19 protein-coding genes, 1 tRNA gene and 1 other RNA gene are annotated in these 22,069 nt (G+C 55.1%); 14 read left to right on the top strand and 7 right to left on the bottom strand.

All coding sequences use genetic code 11. The features are described 5' to 3' along the window. Positions 1-32: 32 nt before the first annotated feature. The 5 genes from ghrB to CWM66_RS13995 all read right to left on the bottom strand — a co-directional run bounded on the left by ghrB (position 33) and on the right by CWM66_RS13995 (position 5,214). Complete coding sequence (gene ghrB / locus CWM66_RS13975) at positions 33-1,007, bottom strand: glyoxylate/hydroxypyruvate reductase GhrB (protein ID WP_007369556.1); 975 nt, start codon at positions 1,005-1,007, stop codon at positions 33-35. Next, complete coding sequence (locus CWM66_RS13980; protein ID WP_007369557.1) at positions 1,004-2,296, bottom strand: MFS transporter; 1,293 nt, start codon at positions 2,294-2,296, stop codon at positions 1,004-1,006. Before CWM66_RS13980 ends, ghrB begins: the two co-directional genes overlap by 4 nt. A 92-nt stretch (positions 2,297-2,388) precedes the next feature. Further along, a complete protein-coding gene (locus CWM66_RS13985; protein WP_035886756.1) occupies positions 2,389-3,330 on the bottom strand; it encodes a sugar kinase in 942 nt (313 codons plus the stop codon). Continuing rightward, on the bottom strand, positions 3,323-4,084 hold the full coding sequence (locus tag CWM66_RS13990) for a sugar phosphate isomerase/epimerase (protein ID WP_107146798.1): 762 nt from the start codon (positions 4,082-4,084) through the stop codon (positions 3,323-3,325). Before CWM66_RS13990 ends, CWM66_RS13985 begins: the two co-directional genes overlap by 8 nt. Positions 4,085-4,197: 113 nt before the next feature. Then, entirely contained in the window at positions 4,198-5,214 is a 1,017-nt protein-coding gene (locus CWM66_RS13995; protein WP_107146799.1) for a LacI family DNA-binding transcriptional regulator, read from the bottom strand. Between the two features lie 205 nt (positions 5,215-5,419). On the opposite strand from CWM66_RS13995, the gene CWM66_RS14000 reads away from it, so the two are divergent. Beyond that, positions 5,420-7,750 carry a molybdopterin guanine dinucleotide-containing S/N-oxide reductase gene (locus CWM66_RS14000; protein WP_072439480.1) on the top strand — a complete coding sequence of 777 codons (2,331 nt, stop codon included), beginning with the start codon at positions 5,420-5,422 and terminating at the stop codon, positions 7,748-7,750. Here CWM66_RS14000 and CWM66_RS14005 read toward each other — a convergent pair. Further along, on the bottom strand, positions 7,713-8,159 hold the full coding sequence (locus CWM66_RS14005) for an N-acetyltransferase (RefSeq protein ID WP_007369562.1): 447 nt from the start codon (positions 8,157-8,159) through the stop codon (positions 7,713-7,715). The two genes, CWM66_RS14000 and CWM66_RS14005, sit on opposite strands and share 38 nt — an antisense overlap. After that, positions 8,140-8,718 carry a DNA-3-methyladenine glycosylase I gene (gene tag, locus CWM66_RS14010; protein ID WP_007369563.1) on the bottom strand — a complete coding sequence of 193 codons (579 nt, stop codon included), beginning with the start codon at positions 8,716-8,718 and terminating at the stop codon, positions 8,140-8,142. The genes CWM66_RS14005 and tag overlap by 20 nt, the downstream gene beginning before the upstream one ends. A gap of 146 nt (positions 8,719-8,864) precedes the next feature. Here tag and CWM66_RS14015 point away from each other — a divergent pair, with 146 nt between their 5' ends. The 13 genes from CWM66_RS14015 (at position 8,865) to bcsQ (ending at position 22,056) form a co-directional block, all read left to right on the top strand. Then, entirely contained in the window at positions 8,865-9,554 is a 690-nt protein-coding gene (locus tag CWM66_RS14015; protein ID WP_007369564.1) for an autotransporter domain-containing protein, read from the top strand. Positions 9,555-9,798: 244 nt separating this feature from the next. Then, positions 9,799-11,001 (top strand): MFS transporter, encoded by a 1,203-nt coding sequence (locus CWM66_RS14020; protein ID WP_007369566.1) that lies wholly within the window; start codon positions 9,799-9,801, stop codon positions 10,999-11,001. A gap of 118 nt (positions 11,002-11,119) precedes the next feature. Then, complete coding sequence (locus CWM66_RS14025) at positions 11,120-11,551, top strand: organic hydroperoxide resistance protein (protein WP_007369567.1); 432 nt, start codon at positions 11,120-11,122, stop codon at positions 11,549-11,551. Positions 11,552-11,749: 198 nt separating this feature from the next. Continuing rightward, on the top strand, positions 11,750-13,432 hold the full coding sequence (gene eptB / locus CWM66_RS14030) for a kdo(2)-lipid A phosphoethanolamine 7''-transferase (protein WP_007369568.1): 1,683 nt from the start codon (positions 11,750-11,752) through the stop codon (positions 13,430-13,432). Positions 13,433-13,523: 91 nt separating this feature from the next. Beyond that, positions 13,524-13,600, top strand: a tRNA-Pro gene (locus CWM66_RS14035). Positions 13,601-13,637: 37 nt separating this feature from the next. Continuing rightward, a non-coding RNA gene (locus tag CWM66_RS14040) (RtT sRNA) lies at positions 13,638-13,770 on the top strand. A 700-nt stretch (positions 13,771-14,470) separates the two neighbouring features. Then, the gene (gene dppA / locus CWM66_RS14045; RefSeq protein ID WP_035886750.1) at positions 14,471-16,078 is read left to right on the top strand and encodes a dipeptide ABC transporter periplasmic-binding protein DppA; all 1,608 of its coding nucleotides are present in this window, start codon (positions 14,471-14,473) and stop codon (positions 16,076-16,078) included. A 134-nt stretch (positions 16,079-16,212) separates the two neighbouring features. Continuing rightward, the gene (gene dppB, locus CWM66_RS14050; RefSeq protein WP_007369570.1) at positions 16,213-17,232 is read left to right on the top strand and encodes a dipeptide ABC transporter permease DppB; all 1,020 of its coding nucleotides are present in this window, start codon (positions 16,213-16,215) and stop codon (positions 17,230-17,232) included. 9 nt (positions 17,233-17,241) lie between these two features. Further along, a complete protein-coding gene (gene dppC / locus CWM66_RS14055; RefSeq protein ID WP_007369571.1) occupies positions 17,242-18,144 on the top strand; it encodes a dipeptide ABC transporter permease DppC in 903 nt (300 codons plus the stop codon). Between the two features lie 10 nt (positions 18,145-18,154). Beyond that, positions 18,155-19,138, top strand: coding sequence for a dipeptide ABC transporter ATP-binding protein (gene dppD, locus CWM66_RS14060; RefSeq protein WP_007369572.1), 984 nt, complete (start codon positions 18,155-18,157; stop codon positions 19,136-19,138). After that, a complete protein-coding gene (dppF, locus tag CWM66_RS14065; RefSeq protein ID WP_007369573.1) occupies positions 19,135-20,148 on the top strand; it encodes a dipeptide ABC transporter ATP-binding subunit DppF in 1,014 nt (337 codons plus the stop codon). Before dppD ends, dppF begins: the two co-directional genes overlap by 4 nt. 625 nt (positions 20,149-20,773) lie before the next feature. After that, positions 20,774-21,262, top strand: coding sequence for a cellulose biosynthesis protein BcsO (locus CWM66_RS14070; protein WP_107146800.1), 489 nt, complete (start codon positions 20,774-20,776; stop codon positions 21,260-21,262). Continuing rightward, complete coding sequence (gene bcsQ, locus CWM66_RS14075; RefSeq protein ID WP_007369575.1) at positions 21,253-22,056, top strand: cellulose biosynthesis protein BcsQ; 804 nt, start codon at positions 21,253-21,255, stop codon at positions 22,054-22,056. Before CWM66_RS14070 ends, bcsQ begins: the two co-directional genes overlap by 10 nt. Positions 22,057-22,069 lie beyond the last annotated feature (13 nt).

The following is a 22,069-nucleotide window of genomic DNA, read 5'->3' on the forward strand; positions in this document are numbered from 1 at the left end:
CTCTTTTTTTATGTCCGCAGCAGGGTGAATCGTCAGCCTGCGACCTGCGGGTTGACGCAGTTTTTCTCCACCTTGCCATTGAGCGCGTCAATCAGGTTATCCACCGCGCAGGCCGCCATGTTGTAGCGTGTCTCGTGCGTTGCGGAGCCGATGTGCGGTAGCGCCACGACGTTGGGCAGTGACAGCAGCGGTGAATCAACGGGCAGCGGCTCTTTCTCGAAGACGTCCAGCCCGGCCGCATGGATTTCGCCGTTTTGCAGGGCTTCCACCAGCGCATTTTCATCCACTACCGGGCCGCGTCCGGCGTTAATGAAGATCGCCGATTTTTTCATCATTTCAAACTGCGCTTTACCGATCAGATGATGCGTCTCTTCGGTCAGAGGCAGCACCAGACACACAAAGTCGGACTCCTGCAACAGGGTATCGAGATCGCAATAGCGCGCCTGGAAGCGCGCTTCCGCTTCGGCGTGATGGCGACGCGCGTTATAGAGAATCGGCATGCCGAAACCAAAGTGCGCGCGTTGCGCCAGCGCCAGCCCGATACGACCCATCCCGATGATGCCCATTGTTTTGTGATGCACATCGATGCCGAACCAGTCTGCGCCAATACCGGATGTCCATTCCCCCGCTTTTACCCGCCCGGCGACCTCTACCACGCGGCGGGCGCTGCTCAGTACCAGCGCCATAATGGTATCGGCGACCGTTTCCGTCAGCACGGTCGGGGTATGCATCAATAAAATCTTACGTGCGTTCAGCGCGTCCACATCAAAGTTGTCATAGCCTACCGAGACCGTTGACGTCGCGCGCAACTGCGGCATTTTCTCCAGCAGCGCGGCATCGACTTTCTCGCTGGAACCCAGCAGCCCTTGCGCAGTGGCGAAAGCCTCAGCGTGCTGTTGCACCGTTTCCGGTTTCAGGTTGGCAACCTGGGTTACGGTGAAGTGCTCGGCCAGACGTTGTTGCAGGTCATCGGGTAAGGCTTTGTACAGGATGATAGACGGCTTCATGCGGTTCTCCCTTGTGATGGTGCGCCTGCCGGAATCTGCTTATTGTTAGCAGGCTTAACAATTAAAGTAAGCCACACAGAGGCGAAAAGTGCTACCCCCATGAAAATGTACGAGGCCGACGGGCTGCCGGTTGCGCCATTCAGGTAACCTACCACCCATGAGCCGCAGAATGAGCCGAGCGCGCCCATGCTGTTAATCAGCGCCATTGCGCCACCAGCGACGTTGCGCGGCAGCATTTCCGGGATGATGGCGAAGAACGGCCCGTATGGGGCATACATTGCGGCACCGGCAATCACCAGCAGGGTATAAGAGATCCAGAAATGGTTGGCGCCCACTGCCCATGAACCGATAAAGGCGAATGCGCCAATCAGCAGCAGCGGCCAGACAAACAGTTTACGGTTTTGCAGCTTATCGGAAGCCCAGGAGGCCAGGATCATTGCCAGCGTTGCGGCAAGGTACGGAACGGCAGAGAGCCAACCTACTTCGACCATGCCGAGGTTTTCGCCGCCGCTGCGAATAATTGACGGCAGCCACAGTACAAAACCGTATACGCCAATGCTCCAGGCAAAATATTGCAGGCACAGCAGAACGACATTACGCGAGCGGAAGGCTTCACTGTAATTACGTACGGCTTTGATGCCCTGCTGCTCTTTTTCAAGCTGGGCCTGCAACGCCGCTTTCTCATCGCTGGAGAGCCACGCTACCTGCGCCGGTTTGTCTTTCACCAGCACCCACCAGCAAAACGCCCAGATCACTGCCGGAATGCCTTCAATAATGAACATTTCGCGCCAGCCGAAAGCCTGGATCAGATAGCCGGACACCACCGACATCCACAGTACCGTTACCGGGTTGCCGAGGATTAAGAAGGTATTGGCGCGTGAGCGTTCCGATTTGGTAAACCAGTTGCTGATGTAGATAAGCATCGCGGGCATGACCGCCGCTTCCACCACGCCGAGAATAAAGCGGATGGCGGCCAGCATTGGGATATTGCTGACGATACCGGTTAATGACGCACAGCCGCCCCACAAAATCAGGCAGATAAAAATCAGTTTGCGGACGCTGCGGCGCTCTGCATAAATCGCGCCGGGGATCTGGAAAAAGAAGTAGCCGAGAAAGAAGAGTGCGCCGAGCAGCGAAGAGATGCCTTTGGTGATGCCCAGGTCGTCATTGATACCGGCGGCGGAGGCGAAACTGAAGTTTGCACGGTCGAGATACGCCAGACTGTAAGTGATAAATACAATCGGCATGATGTACAGCCAGCGTTTGGACGAATTTGTCGCGTTACTCATAAGATTGCCTCTATGGTTGAGGTTACTTACCGCCTGTGTGTAGGGCACAGTGCGGCGGATGTTTTTGGTTGAATAACTTTCAGGCTTTACAACTACAACGCGCCTAACTGTGCGCGTGTCGGCAATCCTTCGCTGTCGCCCGGCACCTGAATGGCCATCGCGCCGATGGCGTTACCCCGGCGTACCGCTTCAGGCAGGGTTTTACCTTCCAGCAGCGCGCTCAGTACGCCCACGGCGAAACCATCTCCGGCACCGACCGTATCGACAACATTTTCCACTTTGACCGGCGGCACCGCGCCCTGCTCACCGCTGGCGGTTTTAAACCATGCACCATCGGCGCCCGTTTTGATCACCACCGCCTGAACGCCGCGCTGCAGATAGAAATCGGCGATCCCTTCAGGTGTGCGCTGGCCGGTCAGAATGACACCCTCTTTCAGCCCCGGCAGAACCCAGTCGGACTGAAAGGCGAGGCGGTTCAGTTTCTCCACCATTTCGGCTTCGCTGTTCCACAACACCGGGCGCAGATTCGGATCGAACGAAATGGTTTTGTTTTGTGCTTTCATCCGCGCGACGGCATGTTCCAGCAGCGCATATGAGGTTGCCGACAGCGCAGCCGCCACGCCGCTGATGTGCAAATGGCGCGCCTGGCTAAAGATGTCGGCGTTAAAATCCTCCGGCGACAGATGGCTGGCCGCAGAGCCCTTACGGAAATACTCCACGATGGGATCGGTTCCATTTTCGGCTTTAGATTTAAGCTGAAACCCGGTAGCGAAGCGCCCATCCAGCGTCACGCAACGGGTATCAATTCCCTCCTGGCGCAGCGTATTGAGGATGAAACGCCCGAAGCTGTCATCGCCGACGCGGCTGACCCAACTGACTTTCAAACCCAGCCGCGACAGACCCGTCGCCACATTCAGTTCTGCGCCTGCCGCGCGTTTAATAAAGTGTCCGGCCCCGGCGAGGTCGCCGGTTTCGGTGGCGACAAACATGGCCATTGCTTCGCCAATAGTGATGACATCCAGCGCGTTATGCATGGCGTGGCTCCTTACGTAACAGTTCAACGTAATGACGGGTAACGGCGATCAGGTCGTCGCCCTGCAGGGGGAATTCAATACCGCGCGGCGCGTCGGCGGGCAGGTTATCCAGCAGCGCCAGCCAGCGGGCATCGGCTTCATCCGGCGGTACGGCGCGAAAAGTGTGCCCATGAACGACAGCCGCTTTGACGTGGATATAGCTGACCGCTGGCGCCAGATGGCGGGCAGCTTCTTCGGGTGAATCACCGACCCACAACCAGTTGCCAGTATCGAATGTCAGCGTCACCGGCAGCGAGAGGGTATGGCAGGCAGCTTTAAAGCGCAGCATCGGCGCAAGTTTGCCGCAGTCCGTCTGGTCGTTTTCCACCACCAGCGGCACCGGGCCGGTCAGTAGCCAGTCGCGCAGCGTTGCCAGTACCGCCTGATCGGTAAAATGGCCCAGCGAGACTTTCAACCAGAGGGCTTTAAGCGTATGGGCTTCGTGCAGCAAAGCGGGTAAACGAGGATTGAGCGCGCCATCCGCCAGGCACAGTGGCTCCGGTGCGGAGTAACAAGCTTGCAGATTGTGCATTTCAATGGCGAACGCCAGCGAGGACAAATGGCCGATCTCTTCGCTGCTCAGCAGCTCGCGGCGGATTTCTACGCCGTCAGCTCCGGCGGCGGCGATAACGGGCAGTAGGGCCATTTGCCCGCCCATTGCGTGGATCGTGTCATGACCGTATGCGGCGGTAACAACGATAATTTTTCTCGGCATACTCCGGCTCCCCGGCAAAGACAGCAAATAGGTTCTGTCTTTAACGCTAGATGGAACCGGTTCCAAAGAAAAGCGCGGTATGTTGAATTTATGATCGCTATCACGCAGTGTCGTTAACGAGACGTGGAGCCGCGGACGATCAGTTCGCCGGAAAATACCTGCTCGCGCACCGTGTCGTTCTGGCCTTCAATGCGCCGTACCACCTGCTCTACAGCGGCGTAACCGATTTGCCAGGTTGGCTGTTTAAGCGTGGTAATGCCCACGCCCGCCAGCTCAGCCCACTCCAGCTCGTCAAAACCGAGCAGGCCGATGTCGCTGCCCCAGTTCAGGCCGATGCGTTTGAGTGAACGCGCTACCTGTAAGGTCAGCGCGCCGTTGGCGGAGATCACCGCTTTGCGCATCCCGCGGTGGCGGGCATGGAACTGGCGCAGGGCATTGTCCAGTAGTGCAGCTTCATGCAGCGGCACTTCGGCGTTTTCCGCCACCACGCCCGGATAGCGGGCAAGGGTAGCGCGAAAGGCGCTGAGCCGCTCGCGGCGGGTGTTTACCGTTCCCAGCGGTTCGCTGAGGAAGAGTAACGCCTCAAAACCCTGTTCAATCAGGTGCTCTGTGGCCGTGGTGGCGGCCTGGGTGTTATCCAGCCCAACCACATCGCAGGCGAAATCAGGGATTTTACGGTCAATCAATACCATCGGCAGGGCGGATTGTTGCAGCCGGTTTAACCCCTCTTCGCGCATGCCGACCGCATTCACCACAATGCCTTCTACCTGATAACTGCGCAGCAGGTCGAGGTAATGCAGTTCCTGATCCAGCTCGTTGTTGGTATTACAGACCAGCGGCGTAAACCCTTTTTCCCGGCAGGCAGCTTCGATACCGCTTAGCACATGCACTGAATAGGGGTTGGTGATATCGGCGATAATCAGGCCGATAAGGCGGGTTCGGCCGCGCTTAAGGCCACGCGCCATCAGGCTGGGGCGATAATCCAAATCGGCAATGGCCTGCTCAATACGCGCCAACAAGTCAGCCGACAGCAGATGCCTTTCACCGTTAAGGTAACGTGAAATGCTGGTTTTCCCGGTTTTCGCTGCTTTTGCCACATCGCTGATGGTTGGGCGCGCCATTTTCGCCATTGCTGCTTCCCTCGCCGTAAATGATTGTCCACACCTTAGCGCGAAATCGCGGGCAATCAAGCACTAACACAGGCATATCACCCGGAGTGTGCGCGTAATGACGTTTAATTCTTTGCGATTACACCGCGGCTGTGGATGATAGAGCGAACAGAACATCAGAGCGGCATCGTGCCGCCATCACCTGCAAGCTATTCAGGAGCGCGCTTTGGCAAACCCTGCTATCAAAACAGTTCTTACGGCGGCCCACTGGGGGCCGATGCTGGTCGATACCGACGGTGAAAACGTGCTCGCTTCGCGCGGTGCGCTACCGACTCGCCATCCGAACTCACTGCAAACCGTGGTGCAGGAGCAGGTGCACAGCCCGACGCGCGTGCGCTATCCGATGGTGCGCAAAGGCTTTCTCGCTTCGCCGTCCAATCCGCAGGGTGTGCGCGGGCAGGACGAATTTGTGCGTGTGAGCTGGGAGGATGCGCTGGCGCTGATCCACGCCCAGCACAAACGGATTCGCGACAGCTACGGCCCGTCGTCTATTTTTGCCGGCTCCTACGGCTGGCGCTCCAACGGCGTGCTGCATAAAGCGGCGACGCTGTTGCAACGCTATATGAGCCTGGCGGGCGGTTACACGGGCCATCTGGGTGATTATTCCACTGGCGCGGCGCAAGCCATCATGCCGCACGTCGTCGGCAGCAACGAAGTCTATCAGCAGCAAACCAGTTGGCCGTTGATTCTGGAGCACAGCGAAGTGGTGGTGCTGTGGAGCGCAAACCCGCTCAACACTCTGAAAATTGCCTGGAATGCGACCGACGAACAGGGCATTCCTTACTTTGATGCGCTGCGTAAAAGCGGCAAGCGGGTGATCTGTATCGATCCGATGCGATCGGAGACCGTTGATTTCTTTGGCGAGAGCATGGAGTGGATTGCTCCGCATATGGGAACCGATGTTGCCCTGATGCTGGGCATCGCCCATACGCTGGTGGAAAATGGCTGGCAGGATGACGATTTCCTGGCCCGCTGCACAGAAGGTTACCCCACGTTTGCCGCCTACCTGACCGGCGAGCAGGACGGCGTCGCGAAAACGGCAGAATGGGCAGCGGCAATTTGCGGCATTGATGCGGCGAAAATCCGCGAACTGGCGCAACTTTTTCATGAAAATACCACAATGCTGATGTCCGGCTGGGGTATGCAGCGCCAGCAGTATGGTGAGCAGAAACACTGGATGCTGGTCACGCTCGCCGCCATGATCGGGCAGATTGGTACGCCCGGCGGCGGTTTTGGTCTCTCTTACCATTTTGCCAACGGCGGTAACCCGACGCGGCGCGCAGCCGTGCTGGCATCGATGCAGGGCACGGTGCAGGGCGGCGTTGACGCGGTGGATAAAATCCCGGTCGCCCGCATTGTGGAAGCGCTGGAAAACCCCGGCGCACCGTATCAGCACAATGGCATGGACAGGCACTTCCCACAGATCCGTTTTGTCTGGTGGGCCGGCGGTGCGAACTTTACCCATCATCAGGATACCAATCGCCTGATCCGCGCCTGGCAGAAGCCGGAGCTGGTGGTGATTTCGGAGTGTTTCTGGACAGCAGCGGCGAAGCATGCGGACATCGTTCTGCCTGCCACCACCTCGTTCGAGCGCAACGATCTGACGATGACCGGCGATTACAGCAATCAACATCTGGTGCCGATGAAGCGCGTGGTTGCTCCGCAGTATGAAGCGCGCGATGACTGGGAGGTGTTTGCCGAGCTGAGCGAGCGCTGGGAAACGGGCGGCCGCGAGCGTTTTACCGAAGGCAAAAGCGAGCTTCAGTGGCTGGAAACCTTTTACAATATTGCCGCTGAGCGCGGTGCCAGCCAGCAGGTGACGCTACCGCCGTTTGCCGAATTCTGGGAAGCAAACCAGCTCATTGAGATGCCGGAAAGCGAGCAGAATGCCCGGTTTGTGCGCTTTGCCGATTTCCGTCGCGATCCTGCACAGTTCCCGCTGAAGACGCCGAGCGGCAAAATCGAAATCTTCTCGGAGCGCATTCGTAGCTTTGGTTACGCTGATTGTCCGCCGCATCCGATGTGGCTGGAGCCGGACGAATGGCACGGTAATGCCGAACCGGATCAGTTGCAGGTGCTGTCGGCTCATCCGGCGCATCGTCTGCACAGTCAGCTTAACTTTACCCGTTTGCGTGAACAGTATGCTGTTGCTGGCCACGAACCCATTACCCTGCATCCTGCCGATGCGCAGGCGCGCGGAATTGTCGCGGGCGATGTTGTGCGCGTATGGAATGCGCGTGGGCAGGTTCTGGCGGGGGCGGTGGTGACCGAGGGTATCAAGCCTGGCGTGATCTGTATTCACGAAGGCGCCTGGCCGGACCTGGAGCCTGCGGCGGGCGGCATCTGTAAAAACGGCGCCGTGAACGTGCTGACCAAAGATCTGCCCAGCTCGCGCCTGGGCAATGGTTGTGCAGGAAACACGGCGCTGGCATGGGTAGAGAAGTATACCGGCCCGGCGCTTACGCTGACGGCCTTTGATCCGCCTGCCAGTTCATGATCCACGTCGGGTGGCGGGTCTCTTCCTGCCAGGCGCTCTCTTCAATACGAAAGCCCTGCGCATGGTAGAACTTCACCGCCCGTTCGTTTTTCTGATACACCTCCAGGCTTAGCCAACGAAAGCGCTGTTTGACGTGATTCATCAGCGCTTTGCCAATTCCCTGGCCAATGGCGGCAGGGCGCACGAACAGCGCCCCGATAAATTGTTCATCCATCACGCTGATAAACCCTTCCAGCTCGCCATGCGCTTCCCAGACCCAGGTTTTCGCCGACGGGAGATAGGCATTACGCACCAGCGCTTCGCTCTCCTGCCAGTAGCGTGTGTCGATAAACGGGTGAGCAAAACAGGTGCTTTCCATCCACAGCGTCAGCAGAGGCGATAAATCCCGGCTATGCCACGCGCGGATCATGCATGCCTCCGGGGTGGCAAAAGCAGCCGGTAATATGGTCATTGACCAGACCGCAGGCCTGCATAAACGAGTAGCAAATGGTGGTGCCGACGAATTTAAAGCCGCGCTTTTTCAGCGCCTTTGATAAAGCATCTGACGCTGCTGTCGAAGTTGGAATTTCGCCGAGCGTCGCCGCTTGGGTGATTTGCGGCGTGTTATCGACAAACCCCCAGACAAATTCTGAAAATGACTCGCCGTTTTGCGCCATTGCCAGGTATGCGCGGGCGTTGCCAATAATGGCTTCTATCTTGCCGCGATGGCGAATGATGCCGGCATTTTGCAGCAGAATCTCCACATCTTCTGCGCTCATCGCCGCTACGCGTTCAGGATCGAATTGATGAAAAGCCGCGCGATAATTCTCCCGTTTTTTCAATACGGTAATCCATGACAGCCCGGCTTGTTGCCCTTCCAGGCAGATCATTTCAAACAGCTTTTTACCATCCCTTTGCGCGACGCCCCACTCGGTATCATGGTACGTGAGATACAGAGGATCCTGAGTAACCCAACCACAACGCTGCATATTCTTACTCCATTTATGCCTGGTAAAATAAACGTCCGCCTGCCTTGACGCGCACAACAGAAAGACAATATTTAGTAAAGGGCTTTAGCCCATAAACAATCATAACGAATACGCCGGATTCGGCTCTTCTCTGGAGTCGCAACTTGATGAAAATAAAAAACAGTGGCCTTCCGCTGGCGCTGCTGCCTGCGTGTCTGCTTTTTGCTCAGACGGCGGCGGCGTGGCAGCAAGAATATATAGTTACCGACCCGCAAAGTACCGCGACCGAACGCTATACCTGGGATAGCGAACGACAACCACGTTATAACGATATTCTGGAAGAGCGTATCCGCTCTGCGCAAAATTCGCCGGGTATTGCGCTGAATTTGCCGGATGACACACCGCTAGATCCGATCACTACCATGAGTATTGGCTGGAATATTCCGCTGGTCAGCAGCGTTACCACCGGCCCGGTTGCGGCCTGGCATTACGATGGCTCAGCCACGTCAATGTATAACGAATTTGGCGACAGCGCGACCACCGCGCAGTACAGCGATCCTTTATGGCACGCCAGTGTTAGCTCGCTTGGATGGCGCGTAGACAGCCGTTTTGGCGACCTTCGCCCGTGGGCGCAAATCAGCTTCAATCAGCAGTTCGGCGATAATGTCTGGAAAAACCAGTCCGGGCTTAATCGCTTAACGGCGGCGAATCAGTACGGTAACTGGATGGATGTGACTTTAGGCGCCGATATGCTGCTGAATCCACACCTTGCCGCTTATGCGTCGTTATCGCAGTCGGAAAATGTAACGCTGGGGCAACATTATTTATACAGTATGGGCGTTAGTGCACGTTTTTGAAGCACGCTTAAAACAAACTTTTTACACTTAAGAAACAATAGCTGGCACGTTTCTTATTGATAGTATGTACTAACTTACCTTGATTTATTGATGGCATGAAATTTCACTGTGTCATTCATTCCCGCTTAGATGCATTTCATTCCTCCTCTGCTGCATTTCATGCCTTTTTTCACCAGGCATGAAATGCGCTTCGTTATGGTTGTCGGCAGTGAAACTTCTCATTTATTTCTGCAGGACAACTGCCATGAAAACTTCAACTGCTAATCACACTCGCTGGCTGACGCTGATCGGGACCATTATTACGCAATTCGCGTTAGGGTCTGTTTATACCTGGAGCCTGTTCAACAGCTCGCTGGCGGAAAAACTGAACGAGCCCGTCAGTCAGATTGCGTTCTCTTTCGGTTTGTTGAGCCTTGGCCTTGCGCTTTCCTCCTCTATTGCCGGGAAATTGCAGGAGCGCTTTGGCGTGAAACGCGTCACCATAGCTTCCGGTATTCTGCTGGGTCTGGGGTTCTTCCTGACCGCGCACTCCAACAACCTGTTGATGCTGTGGATGAGCGCAGGCGTGCTGGTGGGTTTGGCAGATGGCGCGGGTTATCTGTTAACGCTCTCGAACTGCGTGAAATGGTTCCCGGAACGTAAGGGCCTGATTTCTGCCTTCTCTATTGGTTCTTACGGCCTCGGCAGCCTCGGTTTTAAATTCATCGACAGCCACTTGCTGGCAAGTGTTGGCCTGGAAAAAACCTTTATGATCTGGGGCCTGATTACGCTGGTGATGATTGTCTTCGGCGCAACCCTGATGACCGATGCGCCGCTGCAGAAAGCTGCGACCGTGAATGGTGTTGTTGCAAACGACTTCACCCTGGCGCAGTCCATGCGTAAACCGCAATACTGGATGCTGGCTGTTATGTTCCTCACCGCCTGCATGAGCGGCCTGTATGTGATTGGTGTTGCGAAAGATATCGCCCAGGGCATGGTTCATCTGGATGTCGCAACAGCGGCGAATGCGGTTACCATTATCGCCATTGCTAACCTCAGCGGTCGCCTGGTGCTCGGCATTCTCTCTGATAAAATTGCCCGTATCCGTGTGATTACTATCGGTCAGGTGATTTCGCTGGTCGGTATGGCGGCTCTGCTGTTCGCACCGCTGAATGCGACTACATTCTTTGCAGCCATTGCCTGTGTTGCCTTTAACTTCGGCGGTACGATCACCGTCTTCCCGTCGCTGGTCAGCGAGTTCTTCGGCCTCAACAACCTGGCGAAAAACTACGGTGTGATTTACCTGGGCTTCGGTATCGGCAGTATCTGTGGTTCGCTGATTGCGTCGGTGTTTGGCGGCTTCTATGTCACCTTCTGCGTTATCTTCGCACTGCTGATTCTTTCGCTGGCGCTCTCCACCACCATTCGTCAGCCGCAGCGTAGCGTGTATAAAGAAGCGCACGCCTGATCGCGAACCGACAACATGAAAAGCCGCCGTTTTGGCGGTTTTTCTGTCTCTGCCGCCAACCTTCTCCAGAGCGTCTATCCTTATTGGTCAGGTTCTTCCCTACTGAAGGAGTCTATAGATGTCTTTAGAAAAAGTAGTTTATCGCGCTAAAGCAAAAGCAACCGGTGGCCGTGATGGTCGTGCCACCTCCTCTGACGGCGTTCTGGATGTAAAACTTGGCGTACCCAAAGAGATGGGCGGTGCTGGCGGTGAAGTCACTAACCCGGAGCAGCTTTTTGCCGCAGGTTATTCAGCCTGTTTCCTTGGAGCGCTGAAACATGTTGCCTCGGTAGAGAAAAAGAAAGTACCGCAGGATGCTTACATTGAAGGACAAGTTGGCATTGGGCCACTACCGACCGGGTTTGGTATTGAAGCGCAGCTGGATATTCACTTGCCGGGTATGGATCATCAGGAAGCCGAAGCGCTGGTACAAAAAGCCCATATTGTGTGTCCTTACTCCAACGCAACGCGTGGCAACATTGACGTAAAACTTAACGTGATTACCTCCTGATAACGCTCTTTCGTGCTAAATTTCTGACGCCAGCCATATATTTTGTAAATATATGGCTGGTTAAGCTTTCCGCATGACACTTTTCCGCCCCGCTATGGTCTACTTACCACGCTTCAGAAGTTTCCGCTGTTAACTTCCGCTGCCAATTAATAGCCTGCCTGAGTCAGGATTTTTCCCCTTAGTTGTAGAGTTGCTTGCATGAGTTATATCAAAACAATGACGCAGCAGAAGCTGAGCTTCCTGCTAGCGCTATATATCGGTCTGTTTATGAATAGCGCGGTTTTTTTCCGTCGGTTTGATGGATATGCGCAATCCTTCACTGCGTTGAAAGGTATCTCCGCAGTTGTTGAACTCGTTGGTACGGTACTGGTCACTTTCTTTTTATTACGCCTGTTGTCGCTGACGGGGCGCCGTGTCTGGCGCGTGCTGGCTTCGCTGGTGGTTGTGTGCTCTGCGGCTGCCAGCTATTACATGACGTTTCTCAACGTGGTGATTGGCTATGGCATCATTGCTTCGGTCATGACCACGGATATCGATCTCTCCAAAGAAGTGGTGGGCTGGCAGCTTATTGTCTGGATGGTGGCAGTGAGCGCGCTGCCGTTGCTGCTGATTTGGGGCAACCGCTGCCGCTTTACGCTGCTGAACGAGCTGCGTACGCCGGGGATGCGCATTCGCAGTCTGGGCCTGGTGCTGTTGGCGGGGTTGCTGGTCTGGGGGCCAATCCGTCTGCTGGACATGGAGCAGAAACAGGCCGAGCGGACGTCAAAGGTTGATATGCCGAGCTATGGCGGGGTAGTGGCGAACTCCTATCTGCCGTCAAACTGGCTCTCTGCGCTGGGGCTGTATGCCTGGGCACAGGTGGATGAATCCTCCGGCAATAAATCGCTGATCAACCCGGCGACGAAGTTTACCTATGTCGCGCCAAAAGATATCGATGATACCTGGGTGGTATTCATTATTGGCGAGACCACGCGTTGGGATCATATGGGGCTGCTGGGTTACTCCCGCGATACCACGCCGAAGCTGGCGAAGGAGAAGAACCTCGTGGCGTTTCGCGGTTACTCATGCGACACCGCGACCAAGCTCTCTCTGCGCTGTATGTTTGTGCGTGAAGGCGGCGCGGAAGATAACCCGCAGCGCACGCTGAAAGAGCAAAACGTCTTTGCCGTGCTTAAACAACTGGGCTTCGCCAGCGATTTGTACGCCATGCAGAGCGAGATGTGGTTCTACAGCAATACCATGGCCGACAACATTGCTTATCGCGAGCAGATTGGTGCGGAGCCGCGTAACCGTGGCAGAAGCGTGGACGATATGCTGCTTGTCGATGAAATGCAGAATTCGCTGGACAATAAATCCGCAGGTAAGCATTTGATTATTATGCATACCAAAGGCTCACACTTTAACTATACCCAGCGTTATCCGCGCAACTTTGCGCAGTGGACGCCAGAGTGTGTCGGCGTCGATGACAAGTGCAGCAAAGCAGAGCTGATAAACTCCTTCGATAACTCTGTCAGCTATGTGGATTACTTTATTGATAGCGTGATTGATAAGATGCGCGACCGGAAAGCGATCATTTTCTATGCCGCTGACCACGGGGAGTCGATCAATGAAAAGGAGCATCTGCACGGTACGCCGCGCAAAATGGCGCCACCGGAGCAGTTCCGCGTGCCGATGATGGTGTGGATGTCCGACAAGTATCTTGAGGATCCGCAAAAGGCGCAGATGTTTGCTCAGCTTAAGCAGCAGGCAGCGTTTAAAACGCCGCGTCGCCATGTTGAACTGTACGACACCATTATGGGTTGCCTCGGTTATACCTCGCCAAATGGCGGTATTAACGAGAACAATAACTGGTGCCATTTGCCGGCTCAGGCGGCGAAGTAAGCGCTCTGCTGGCTTTATCGCCAGTCAGTATGCTTTTTTACATTAGGGGATTGACGGGGTAGCTTCACGGCAGTAAGATGCGCCCCGCATTCGGTGATTGGCGCAGCCTGGTAGCGCACTTCGTTCGGGACGAAGGGGTCGGAGGTTCGAATCCTCTATCACCGACCAAATTCAAAAAAGCCCAACCGCAAGGTTGGGTTTTTTGCTTTCCGGCCTCGAAAAGAGGATGAGAACCTCCGGGGGAAGAGGTTCGACTCGAGCATCGCGAGAGAACGTTGCTTCAGAAACGGCCCGCAGGGCGAGCCACACAGTGGCGAGTCATCCTCTATCACCGACCAAATTCAGAAAAACCCAACCGCAAGGTTGGGTTTTTTGCTTTCTGCATCCTGGAAAATAGCCTGAAGGCCGCTTCGCCTTACCGGCCTGGCGCGATCCCGTAGACCGGACAATCGCAGCGCCAGCCGGCGAAATTATCGAAAATCTCCGTTATCCCCACTTCTCGCTACCAGTTCACAATTTTGTACGATATTCCATTGTATTTTTTTATATATGTTTGGATCTTTTTTCGCGTTGCTTATGGATAATGACAGCATTTTTCGCTGTGCGTTTTAGCGTTCATGGCATTAATCGCTCAGATAATCATCATTCTGCAAGAAATTTTTCATAATCTGCATGAAAGTTAAGCACTGGATTTTGGTGGTTAATGAGCGAATTATTCTGCTGCCTCGGCGCTAGCACAAATTTCCCTGCTGAAAATAGAGGCTTGAAGTTTTTTTAAACTTTGTTTACCGATTCTCACCGTCGTTGTAAATCCCGATTACCTGTATTGACGTTTTGACATTCTGTTGACAGATTGTAGGGCATGAGGGGCATTTCAAGGAGAATCTGCACTGCAACTCAGTCAACCTTGTGAAAGGAATCCCCATCTCTCATAACGCCTTCGGGCACAACCGACCAGACCGGGTAAAAAACTAATAAAGGTCTGTCGGACATACCCACTGCATGGGTAACAACACATATCACATTGGAGCAGAATCAATGAGTATTTCCTTGAAGAAGTCAGGGATGCTGAAGCTCGGTCTTAGCCTGGTGGCCATGACCGTCGCGGCAAGCGTGCAGGCTAAAACCCTGGTTTATTGTTCTGAAGGCTCGCCTGAAGGCTTTAACCCACAGCTTTTCACCTCTGGTACCACCTATGATGCCAGCTCCGTACCGATTTATAACCGTCTGGTGGAATTCAAAATCGGCACCACGGAAGTGATTCCTGGCCTGGCTGAGAAGTGGGAAATCAGCGCTGATGGCAAAACCTACACTTTCCACCTGCGTAAAGGCGTGAAGTGGCAGGACAACAAAGACTTCAAACCGACGCGCGATTTCAACGCGGATGACGTGGTGTTCTCCTTTGACCGTCAGAAAAACGATCAGAACCCGTACCATAAAGTCTCTGGCGGCAGCTACGAATATTTCGAAGGCATGGGTCTGCCTGACCTGATTAGCGAAGTGAAGAAAGTCGACGACAATACCGTTCAGTTCGTGCTGACCCGTCCGGAATCGCCGTTCCTGGCCGACCTGGCAATGGACTTCGCTTCTATTCTCTCCAAAGAGTACGCGGACAACATGCTGAAAGCCGGTACGCCGGAGAAAGTGGACCTCGACCCGATCGGTACCGGTCCGTTCCAGTTGCTGCAATATCAGAAAGATTCCCGCATCCTGTACAAAGCGTTTGACGGTTTCTGGGGCACCAAGCCGAAAATCGATCGTCTGGTCTTCTCCATCACCCCGGATGCTTCCGTACGTTATGCCAAACTGCAGAAAAACGAGTGCCAGGTTATGCCGTACCCGAACCCGGCGGATATCGCTCGTATGAAGCAGGACAAAAACATCACGCTGATGGAGCAGGCTGGCCTGAACGTTGGCTACATGTCCTTCAACACCGAGAAGAAACCGTTTGATGACGTGAAAGTACGTCAGGCGCTGACTTACGCGGTGAACAAAGAAGCGATCATCAAAGCGGTATACCAGGGCGCTGGCGTGGCGGCGAAAAACCTGATCCCGCCAACCATGTGGGGCTATAACGACGACGTTAAAGACTACACCTACGATCCGGAGAAGGCGAAACAGCTGCTGAAAGAAGCCGGTCAGGATAAAGGCTTTACCGTTGAACTGTGGGCGATGCCAGTACAGCGTCCGTACAACCCGAACGCTCGTCGTATGGCTGAGATGATTCAGGCTGACTGGGCGAAAGTCGGCGTACAAGCCAAAATCGTGACCTACGAGTGGGGTGAATACCTGAAGCGCGCGAAAGCGGGCGAACACCAGGCTGTCATGATGGGCTGGACCGGCGACAACGGGGATCCGGATAACTTCTTCGCCACCCTGTTCAGTTGCGCAGCGGCGAAAGACGGTTCTAACTACTCTCGCTGGTGCTACAAGCCGTTTGAAGATCTGATTCAACCGGCTCGCGCAACCGACGACCACAACAAGCGTGTTGAACTCTACAAACAGGCTCAGGTAGTGATGCATGACCAGGCTCCGGCGCTGATCGTCGCTCACTCCACCGTGTATGAGCCGGTGCGTAAAGAAGTCAAAGGCTATGTTGTTGATCCGTTAGGCAAACACCACTTCGAAAACGTGTCTGTCGAATAATAAGCACGATAGCTACCCTCTCTCCTTTCCGGGAGAGGGGGTAAAGCGTTTTCCCTCTGCGGAGGGAATTCCTGTTTGTGAGCAATACAGACGCGCCGCCGCCAGGCGCTGCGTCACTACTGAGAATCCGGGTTATGTTGCAGTTCATTCTCCGACGTCTGGGGCTGGTTATCCCAACGTTTATCGGTATCACCCTTCTCACCTTTGCCTTTGTCCATATGATCCCCGGCGACCCGGTAATGATCATGGCGGGTGAGCGTGGTATCTCTCCTGAGCGTCACGCTCAATTGCTGGCTGAGCTTGGTCTTGATAAGCCGCTTTGGGAACAATATGTCCACTATGTTTGGGGCGTATTGCACGGTGACTTAGGCATCTCTCTGAAGAGCCGACTTCCGGTGTGGGACGAGTTTGTGCCGCGTTTTAAAGCGACGCTGGAACTCGGTATCTGCGCCATGATTTTTGCGGTCGCTGTGGGTATTCCGGTGGGCGTACTGGCCGCCGTCAAACGTGGCTCTATTTTCGATCATACTGCGGTGAGCCTTGCGCTGACCGGCTACTCCATGCCTATCTTCTGGTGGGGCATGATGCTGATCATGCTGGTTTCGGTGCAGCTCAACCTGACGCCGGTTTCCGGACGCGTCAGCGATATGGTGTTCCTTGACGACAGCAATCCTTTGACCGGATTTATGCTGATAGATACCGCCATCTGGGGCGAGCAGGGCAACTTTATCGATGCCCTTGCGCATATGATCCTGCCAGCCATTGTGCTCGGCACCATTCCGCTGGCGGTGATCGTGCGTATGACCCGCTCCTCTATGCTGGAAGTTTTGGGTGAAGATTACATCCGTACCGCGCGCGCAAAAGGGCTGACCCGCATGCGCGTGATCATCGTGCATGCGCTGCGCAACGCCATGCTGCCGGTGGTGACGGTTATCGGCTTGCAGGTCGGCACGCTGCTGGCGGGCGCAATCCTGACGGAAACCATCTTCTCCTGGCCGGGTCTGGGTCGTTGGTTGATTGATGCGCTGCAACGCCGCGACTATCCGGTGGTGCAGGGCGGGGTATTGCTGGTCGCGACGATGATTATCCTCGTCAACCTGCTGGTCGACCTGCTCTACGGCGTGGTGAACCCGCGTATTCGGCATAAGAAGTAAGGGGCCATCATGTCACAAGTTACTGAAAATAAAGTTATTGCTGCACCGGTGCCAATGACGCCGTTGCAGGAGTTCTGGCACTATTTCAAACGCAACAAAGGTGCGGTTGTTGGCCTGGCTTACGTGGTGATCATGCTGATTATCGCCGTATTTGCTAACTTCCTTGCGCCGCACAACCCGGCCGATCAGTTCCGCGATGCGCTGCTGGCGCCACCGGTCTGGCAGGACGGCGGCACCTGGACGCACATTCTGGGTACCGATGATGTGGGCCGCGATACGCTGTCGCGCCTGATGTTTGGCGCCCGTCTGTCGCTGCTGGTGGGCTGTCTGGTGGTCGTGCTGTCGTTGATTGCGGGCATCGTGCTCGGCCTGGTGGCCGGTTACTTTGGCGGCGTTATCGACAGCATCATTATGCGTGTCGTCGACATTATGCTGGCGCTGCCGAGCTTGCTGCTGGCGCTGGTGCTGGTGGCTATCTTCGGCCCGTCGATCGTCAACGCCTCGCTGGCGCTGACGTTTGTCGCCCTGCCGCACTATGTGCGACTCACGCGCGCCGCCGTACTGGTGGAGGTGAATCGCGACTACGTGACCGCTTCCCGCGTTGCTGGTGCGGGCGCGATGCGCCAGATGTTCGTCAATATTTTCCCCAACTGCCTCGCGCCGCTGATCGTTCAGGCGTCGCTGGGCTTCTCGAACGCCATTCTCGACATGGCCGCCCTTGGCTTCCTTGGCATGGGTGCGCAGCCGCCAACACCGGAGTGGGGCACGATGCTCTCCGACGTGTTGCAGTTCGCGCAGAGTGCCTGGTGGGTCGTGACCTTCCCGGGTCTGGCGATCCTGCTGACGGTGCTGGCATTTAACCTGATGGGTGACGGACTGCGTGATGCGCTCGACCCCAAACTGAAGCAGTAAGAGGTTCGAGATGGCGTTATTAAATGTAGATAAATTATCGGTGCACTTCGGCGACGTTGGCTCCGAGTTCCGCGCCGTAGACCGCGTAAGTTATAGCGTGAACCAGGGCGAAGTGGTTGGCATCGTCGGTGAATCTGGCTCCGGTAAATCCGTCAGTTCACTGGCGATTATGGGATTGATTGATTTCCCCGGTCGCGTAATGGCCGAAAACCTGGAGTTCAACGGCCAGGATCTGAAACGCATTTCTGAAAAAGAGCGCCGCAGTCTGGTGGGCTCCGAAGTCGCGATGATTTTCCAGGATCCGATGACCAGCCTGAACCCGTGCTACACAGTCGGTTTCCAGATAATGGAAGCGATTAAGGTGCATCAGGGCGGGAATAAGAAAACCCGTCGTCAGCGCGCAATTGACCTGCTGACGCAGGTCGGTATTCCCGATCCGGCCTCGCGTCTGGACGTATACCCGCACCAGCTCTCTGGCGGGATGAGCCAGCGCGTGATGATTGCCATGGCGATTGCCTGTCAGCCAAAACTGCTGATTGCCGATGAACCGACCACCGCGCTGGATGTGACCATCCAGGCGCAGATCATCGAGCTTTTGCTGGAGTTGCAGCAAAAAGAGAATATGGCGCTGATCCTGATCACTCACGATCTGGCGCTGGTGGCGGAAGCGGCGCACAAAATCATTGTGATGTACGCAGGCCAGGTGGTGGAAACCGGCGAAGCGAAAGATATCTTCCGCGCGCCGCGTCATCCTTACACCCAGGCGCTGCTACGCGCGCTGCCGGAGTTTGCGCAGGACAAAGCGCGTCTGGCTTCGCTGTCGGGCGTTGTTCCTGGCAAATATGACCGCCCCACTGGCTGCCTGCTGAATCCGCGCTGCCCGTATGCAACGGACAAATGCCGCGAGCAGGAACCGGCACTGAACACCGTCGATGGTGGCCGTCAGTCCAAATGTCACTACCCACTCGATGACGCCGGGAGGCCGACACTATGAGTACGCACGAGGCCACCTCGCAGCAGCCGCTGTTGCAGGCTATCGACCTGAAAAAATACTACCCGGTGAAGAAGGGAATGTTTGCCCCGGAACGCCTGGTGAAAGCACTGGATGGCGTGTCGTTCAACCTGGAGCGCGGTAAAACGCTGGCAGTGGTGGGCGAATCCGGCTGTGGTAAATCCACGCTCGGCCGTCTGCTGACGATGATTGAAACCCCGACCGGCGGCGAGCTGTATTACCAGGGTCAGGATCTACTGAAACACGATCCCCATGCGCAGAAGCTGCGTCGGCAGAAGATTCAGATCGTCTTCCAGAACCCGTATGGCTCGCTGAACCCGCGTAAAAAAGTAGGGCAGATCCTCGAAGAACCTCTGCTGATTAACACTTCTCTCAGCAAAGAGGCGCGTCGGGAAAAAGCGCTGGCGATGATGGCGAAAGTTGGCCTGAAAACCGAGCATTACGATCGTTATCCGCATATGTTCTCCGGCGGTCAGCGTCAGCGTATCGCTATCGCCCGTGGTCTGATGCTCGATCCGGATGTCGTGATTGCCGACGAACCCGTTTCCGCGCTGGACGTCTCCGTGCGCGCTCAGGTGCTCAACCTGATGATGGATTTGCAGCAGGATTTGGGGCTCTCTTACGTCTTTATCTCCCACGATCTCTCTGTGGTTGAGCACATCGCCGATGAAGTGATGGTGATGTATCTCGGCCGCTGCGTGGAAAAAGGCACGAAAGACCAGATCTTTTCCAACCCGCGTCACCCGTACACTCAGGCGCTGCTCTCTGCAACGCCGCGCCTGAATCCGGATGAGCGCCGCGAGCGTATTAAACTGACCGGCGAGCTGCCAAGCCCGCTGAATCCACCGCCGGGCTGCGCGTTTAACGCCCGCTGCTCCCGTCGTTTCGGCCCCTGCACGCAGCTGCAGCCGCAGCTGAAAGATTACGGCGGTCAATTGGTTGCCTGCTTTGCCGTCGACCAGGATGAGAACGGCGAGAAACCGCACGCGTAATCCTCATGTGCCCGGCAGCGTTCAGGTTGCCGGGCCTGCCACTTTACTCTGAACCCGACAATCGATATTCTCCGCTGCTGACAATCCTTATAAACGTTCCGGCTTAATTTTGAAATTTTCAATAAATTTACCTTAAAACGAACGGAGAGATAATTTCAGTAGGAATAATGGGTTAGCGGAATAAAACAGTTTTATGACTCCCAATAATTATTTCTAAATATTTCTCTGAGTAAGCAAAAATTAAGGTTATTATTTCTTTGTCTGGATTATTACTCTTTTAATCAAGGTAAAAATGACATTTATTAATATAAATTTAGGTTAAGCTGGTTTTTATTCCCATAATATCCCTACATTTTTGGACGTTAATACTTTAATAGATACAGCAGCAAAAAAAGATGGCACATGTATGGGTATTGTTTATATATTTACCGGAAATAAACACCGTGTTAGCAATGCTGAAATGTAACACGTAAAAACAGGCGGAAGATCATCGCCGAAACATTATCTTGTACCCGCGCAAACACAGCACAGCCAAAATAAAAAGCCACAACTCGACCAATATCCGGGCGCTGAGATCTTTAGCGGTGGTGGGTACAATATTATTTTGTAAATCATGAGATTAACAATGAATCATTATGATGATTTGCAGAGGTTTAAGGATAAAACCCGCAACCAGAAACACGATTTTAAGGATCTCTCCGCGCAAAACCCTGGCAGCGACCAGGGAAACTGGACACTGATCCAGCAGCTCTCTCCGGCAACGGATGAATCGACGCTGACCATGGGCGGCCATGTTTCTCTTCCCCCGCAATCCGTTGAACCGGATCTCTTTGCCCGCACAGAGAATGCGCCCGCAGTCGACGTCAGCGAACCTGCGTCAATACCGGCTCCTTCCATTTTTCAAGGAGTTGCCAGCCAGCTTGCGACGGTCATTCCGCCCCCGGCGCCTGTGCCCGCTCCCACACCGGTGAGAGCGTTGCCTGCCGAGGGGGTAAAATCTGCCACCGTCAATTACGCGCAACTCTTCGCCGCCAAAGTGCCGGAAGCAAAGCCGAAAACAGAAAAAAACCAGCCATTACACTCGTTGTTAGAAAGGATCGCGTCATGCCGTTGATTTGTGTTTGTTCACCGAAAGGCGGTGTCGGAAAAACGACCCTGACGGCGAATCTGGCGTACGCGCTGGCCCGTTCGGGCAGCAAAGTGCTGGCGCTCGATTTTGACGTGCAGAATGCGCTGCGCCTGCATTTTGGCGTACCGCTAACGGACGGACGCGGCTACGTTGCCAAAGCAGCGGAATCGTCGGACTGGAGCCAGTTTGTCCTCACCGCAGGCGGCAATATCTTCGTCCTGCCTTATGGCGATGCCACGGAAGAGCAGCGACTCACATTTGAAGAGCGGCTGGCGAATGACGAGCACTTTTTAACGCGTGGACTGAATACGCTGTTGAACTATCCGGGTCTGATTATCGTCGCGGATTTTCCGCCAGGGCCGTCGGCTGCGTTAAAAGCCATGTCGCGGCTGGCCGACGTGCATCTGGTGACGTTGCTGGCGGATACCGCATCGCTCTCCCTGCTGCCGCAAATCGAAAACAACCGCCTGACGGGGGACGTGCTCAACCGTAAAGCTGGTCACTATTTTGTGGTCAACCAGAGCGACAACCGCCGCCAGATCAGCCGTGATGTCACCACGTTTCTTGAGCAGCGCCTGGGTAACCAGCTCCTGGGTGTGCTGCACCGCGATGAAAGCGTTGCCGAAGCGAATGCCTCACAGCAATCGGTGTTCGATTTTAGCCCGGCTTCCGCAGCCGCTTTCGATATTGAACTCATTGCAAAACGCGTCGCCGGCATCTTAGGCGTCAAAATCGGTGACGGGACGGTTCACAACTCGCCGCGCATGTCAGGTTTCTAACGCTCACGGGCAA

This window comes from Kosakonia sp. H7A (genome assembly GCF_003028445.1).
Taxonomy (GTDB): Bacteria; Pseudomonadota; Gammaproteobacteria; order Enterobacterales; family Enterobacteriaceae; genus Kosakonia; species Kosakonia radicincitans.

Coding starts and splice junctions, on each gene's coding strand:
- ghrB (WP_007369556.1), bottom strand. CDS start 1,007: ATGAAGCCGTCTATCATCCTGTACAAAGCCTTACCCGATGACCTGCAA.
- CWM66_RS13980 (WP_007369557.1), bottom strand. CDS start 2,296: ATGAGTAACGCGACAAATTCGTCCAAACGCTGGCTGTACATCATGCCG.
- CWM66_RS13985 (WP_035886756.1), bottom strand. CDS start 3,330: ATGCATAACGCGCTGGATGTCATCACTATTGGCGAAGCAATGGCCATG.
- CWM66_RS13990 (WP_107146798.1), bottom strand. CDS start 4,084: ATGCCGAGAAAAATTATCGTTGTTACCGCCGCATACGGTCATGACACG.
- CWM66_RS13995 (WP_107146799.1), bottom strand. CDS start 5,214: ATGGCGAAAATGGCGCGCCCAACCATCAGCGATGTGGCAAAAGCAGCG.
- CWM66_RS14005 (WP_007369562.1), bottom strand. CDS start 8,159: ATGATCCGCGCGTGGCATAGCCGGGATTTATCGCCTCTGCTGACGCTG.
- tag (WP_007369563.1), bottom strand. CDS start 8,718: ATGCAGCGTTGTGGTTGGGTTACTCAGGATCCTCTGTATCTCACGTAC.
- CWM66_RS14015 (WP_007369564.1), top strand. CDS start 8,865: ATGAAAATAAAAAACAGTGGCCTTCCGCTGGCGCTGCTGCCTGCGTGT.
- CWM66_RS14020 (WP_007369566.1), top strand. CDS start 9,799: ATGAAAACTTCAACTGCTAATCACACTCGCTGGCTGACGCTGATCGGG.
- CWM66_RS14025 (WP_007369567.1), top strand. CDS start 11,120: ATGTCTTTAGAAAAAGTAGTTTATCGCGCTAAAGCAAAAGCAACCGGT.
- eptB (WP_007369568.1), top strand. CDS start 11,750: ATGAGTTATATCAAAACAATGACGCAGCAGAAGCTGAGCTTCCTGCTA.
- dppA (WP_035886750.1), top strand. CDS start 14,471: ATGAGTATTTCCTTGAAGAAGTCAGGGATGCTGAAGCTCGGTCTTAGC.
- dppB (WP_007369570.1), top strand. CDS start 16,213: ATGTTGCAGTTCATTCTCCGACGTCTGGGGCTGGTTATCCCAACGTTT.
- dppC (WP_007369571.1), top strand. CDS start 17,242: ATGTCACAAGTTACTGAAAATAAAGTTATTGCTGCACCGGTGCCAATG.
- dppD (WP_007369572.1), top strand. CDS start 18,155: ATGGCGTTATTAAATGTAGATAAATTATCGGTGCACTTCGGCGACGTT.
- dppF (WP_007369573.1), top strand. CDS start 19,135: ATGAGTACGCACGAGGCCACCTCGCAGCAGCCGCTGTTGCAGGCTATC.
- CWM66_RS14070 (WP_107146800.1), top strand. CDS start 20,774: ATGAATCATTATGATGATTTGCAGAGGTTTAAGGATAAAACCCGCAAC.
- bcsQ (WP_007369575.1), top strand. CDS start 21,253: ATGCCGTTGATTTGTGTTTGTTCACCGAAAGGCGGTGTCGGAAAAACG.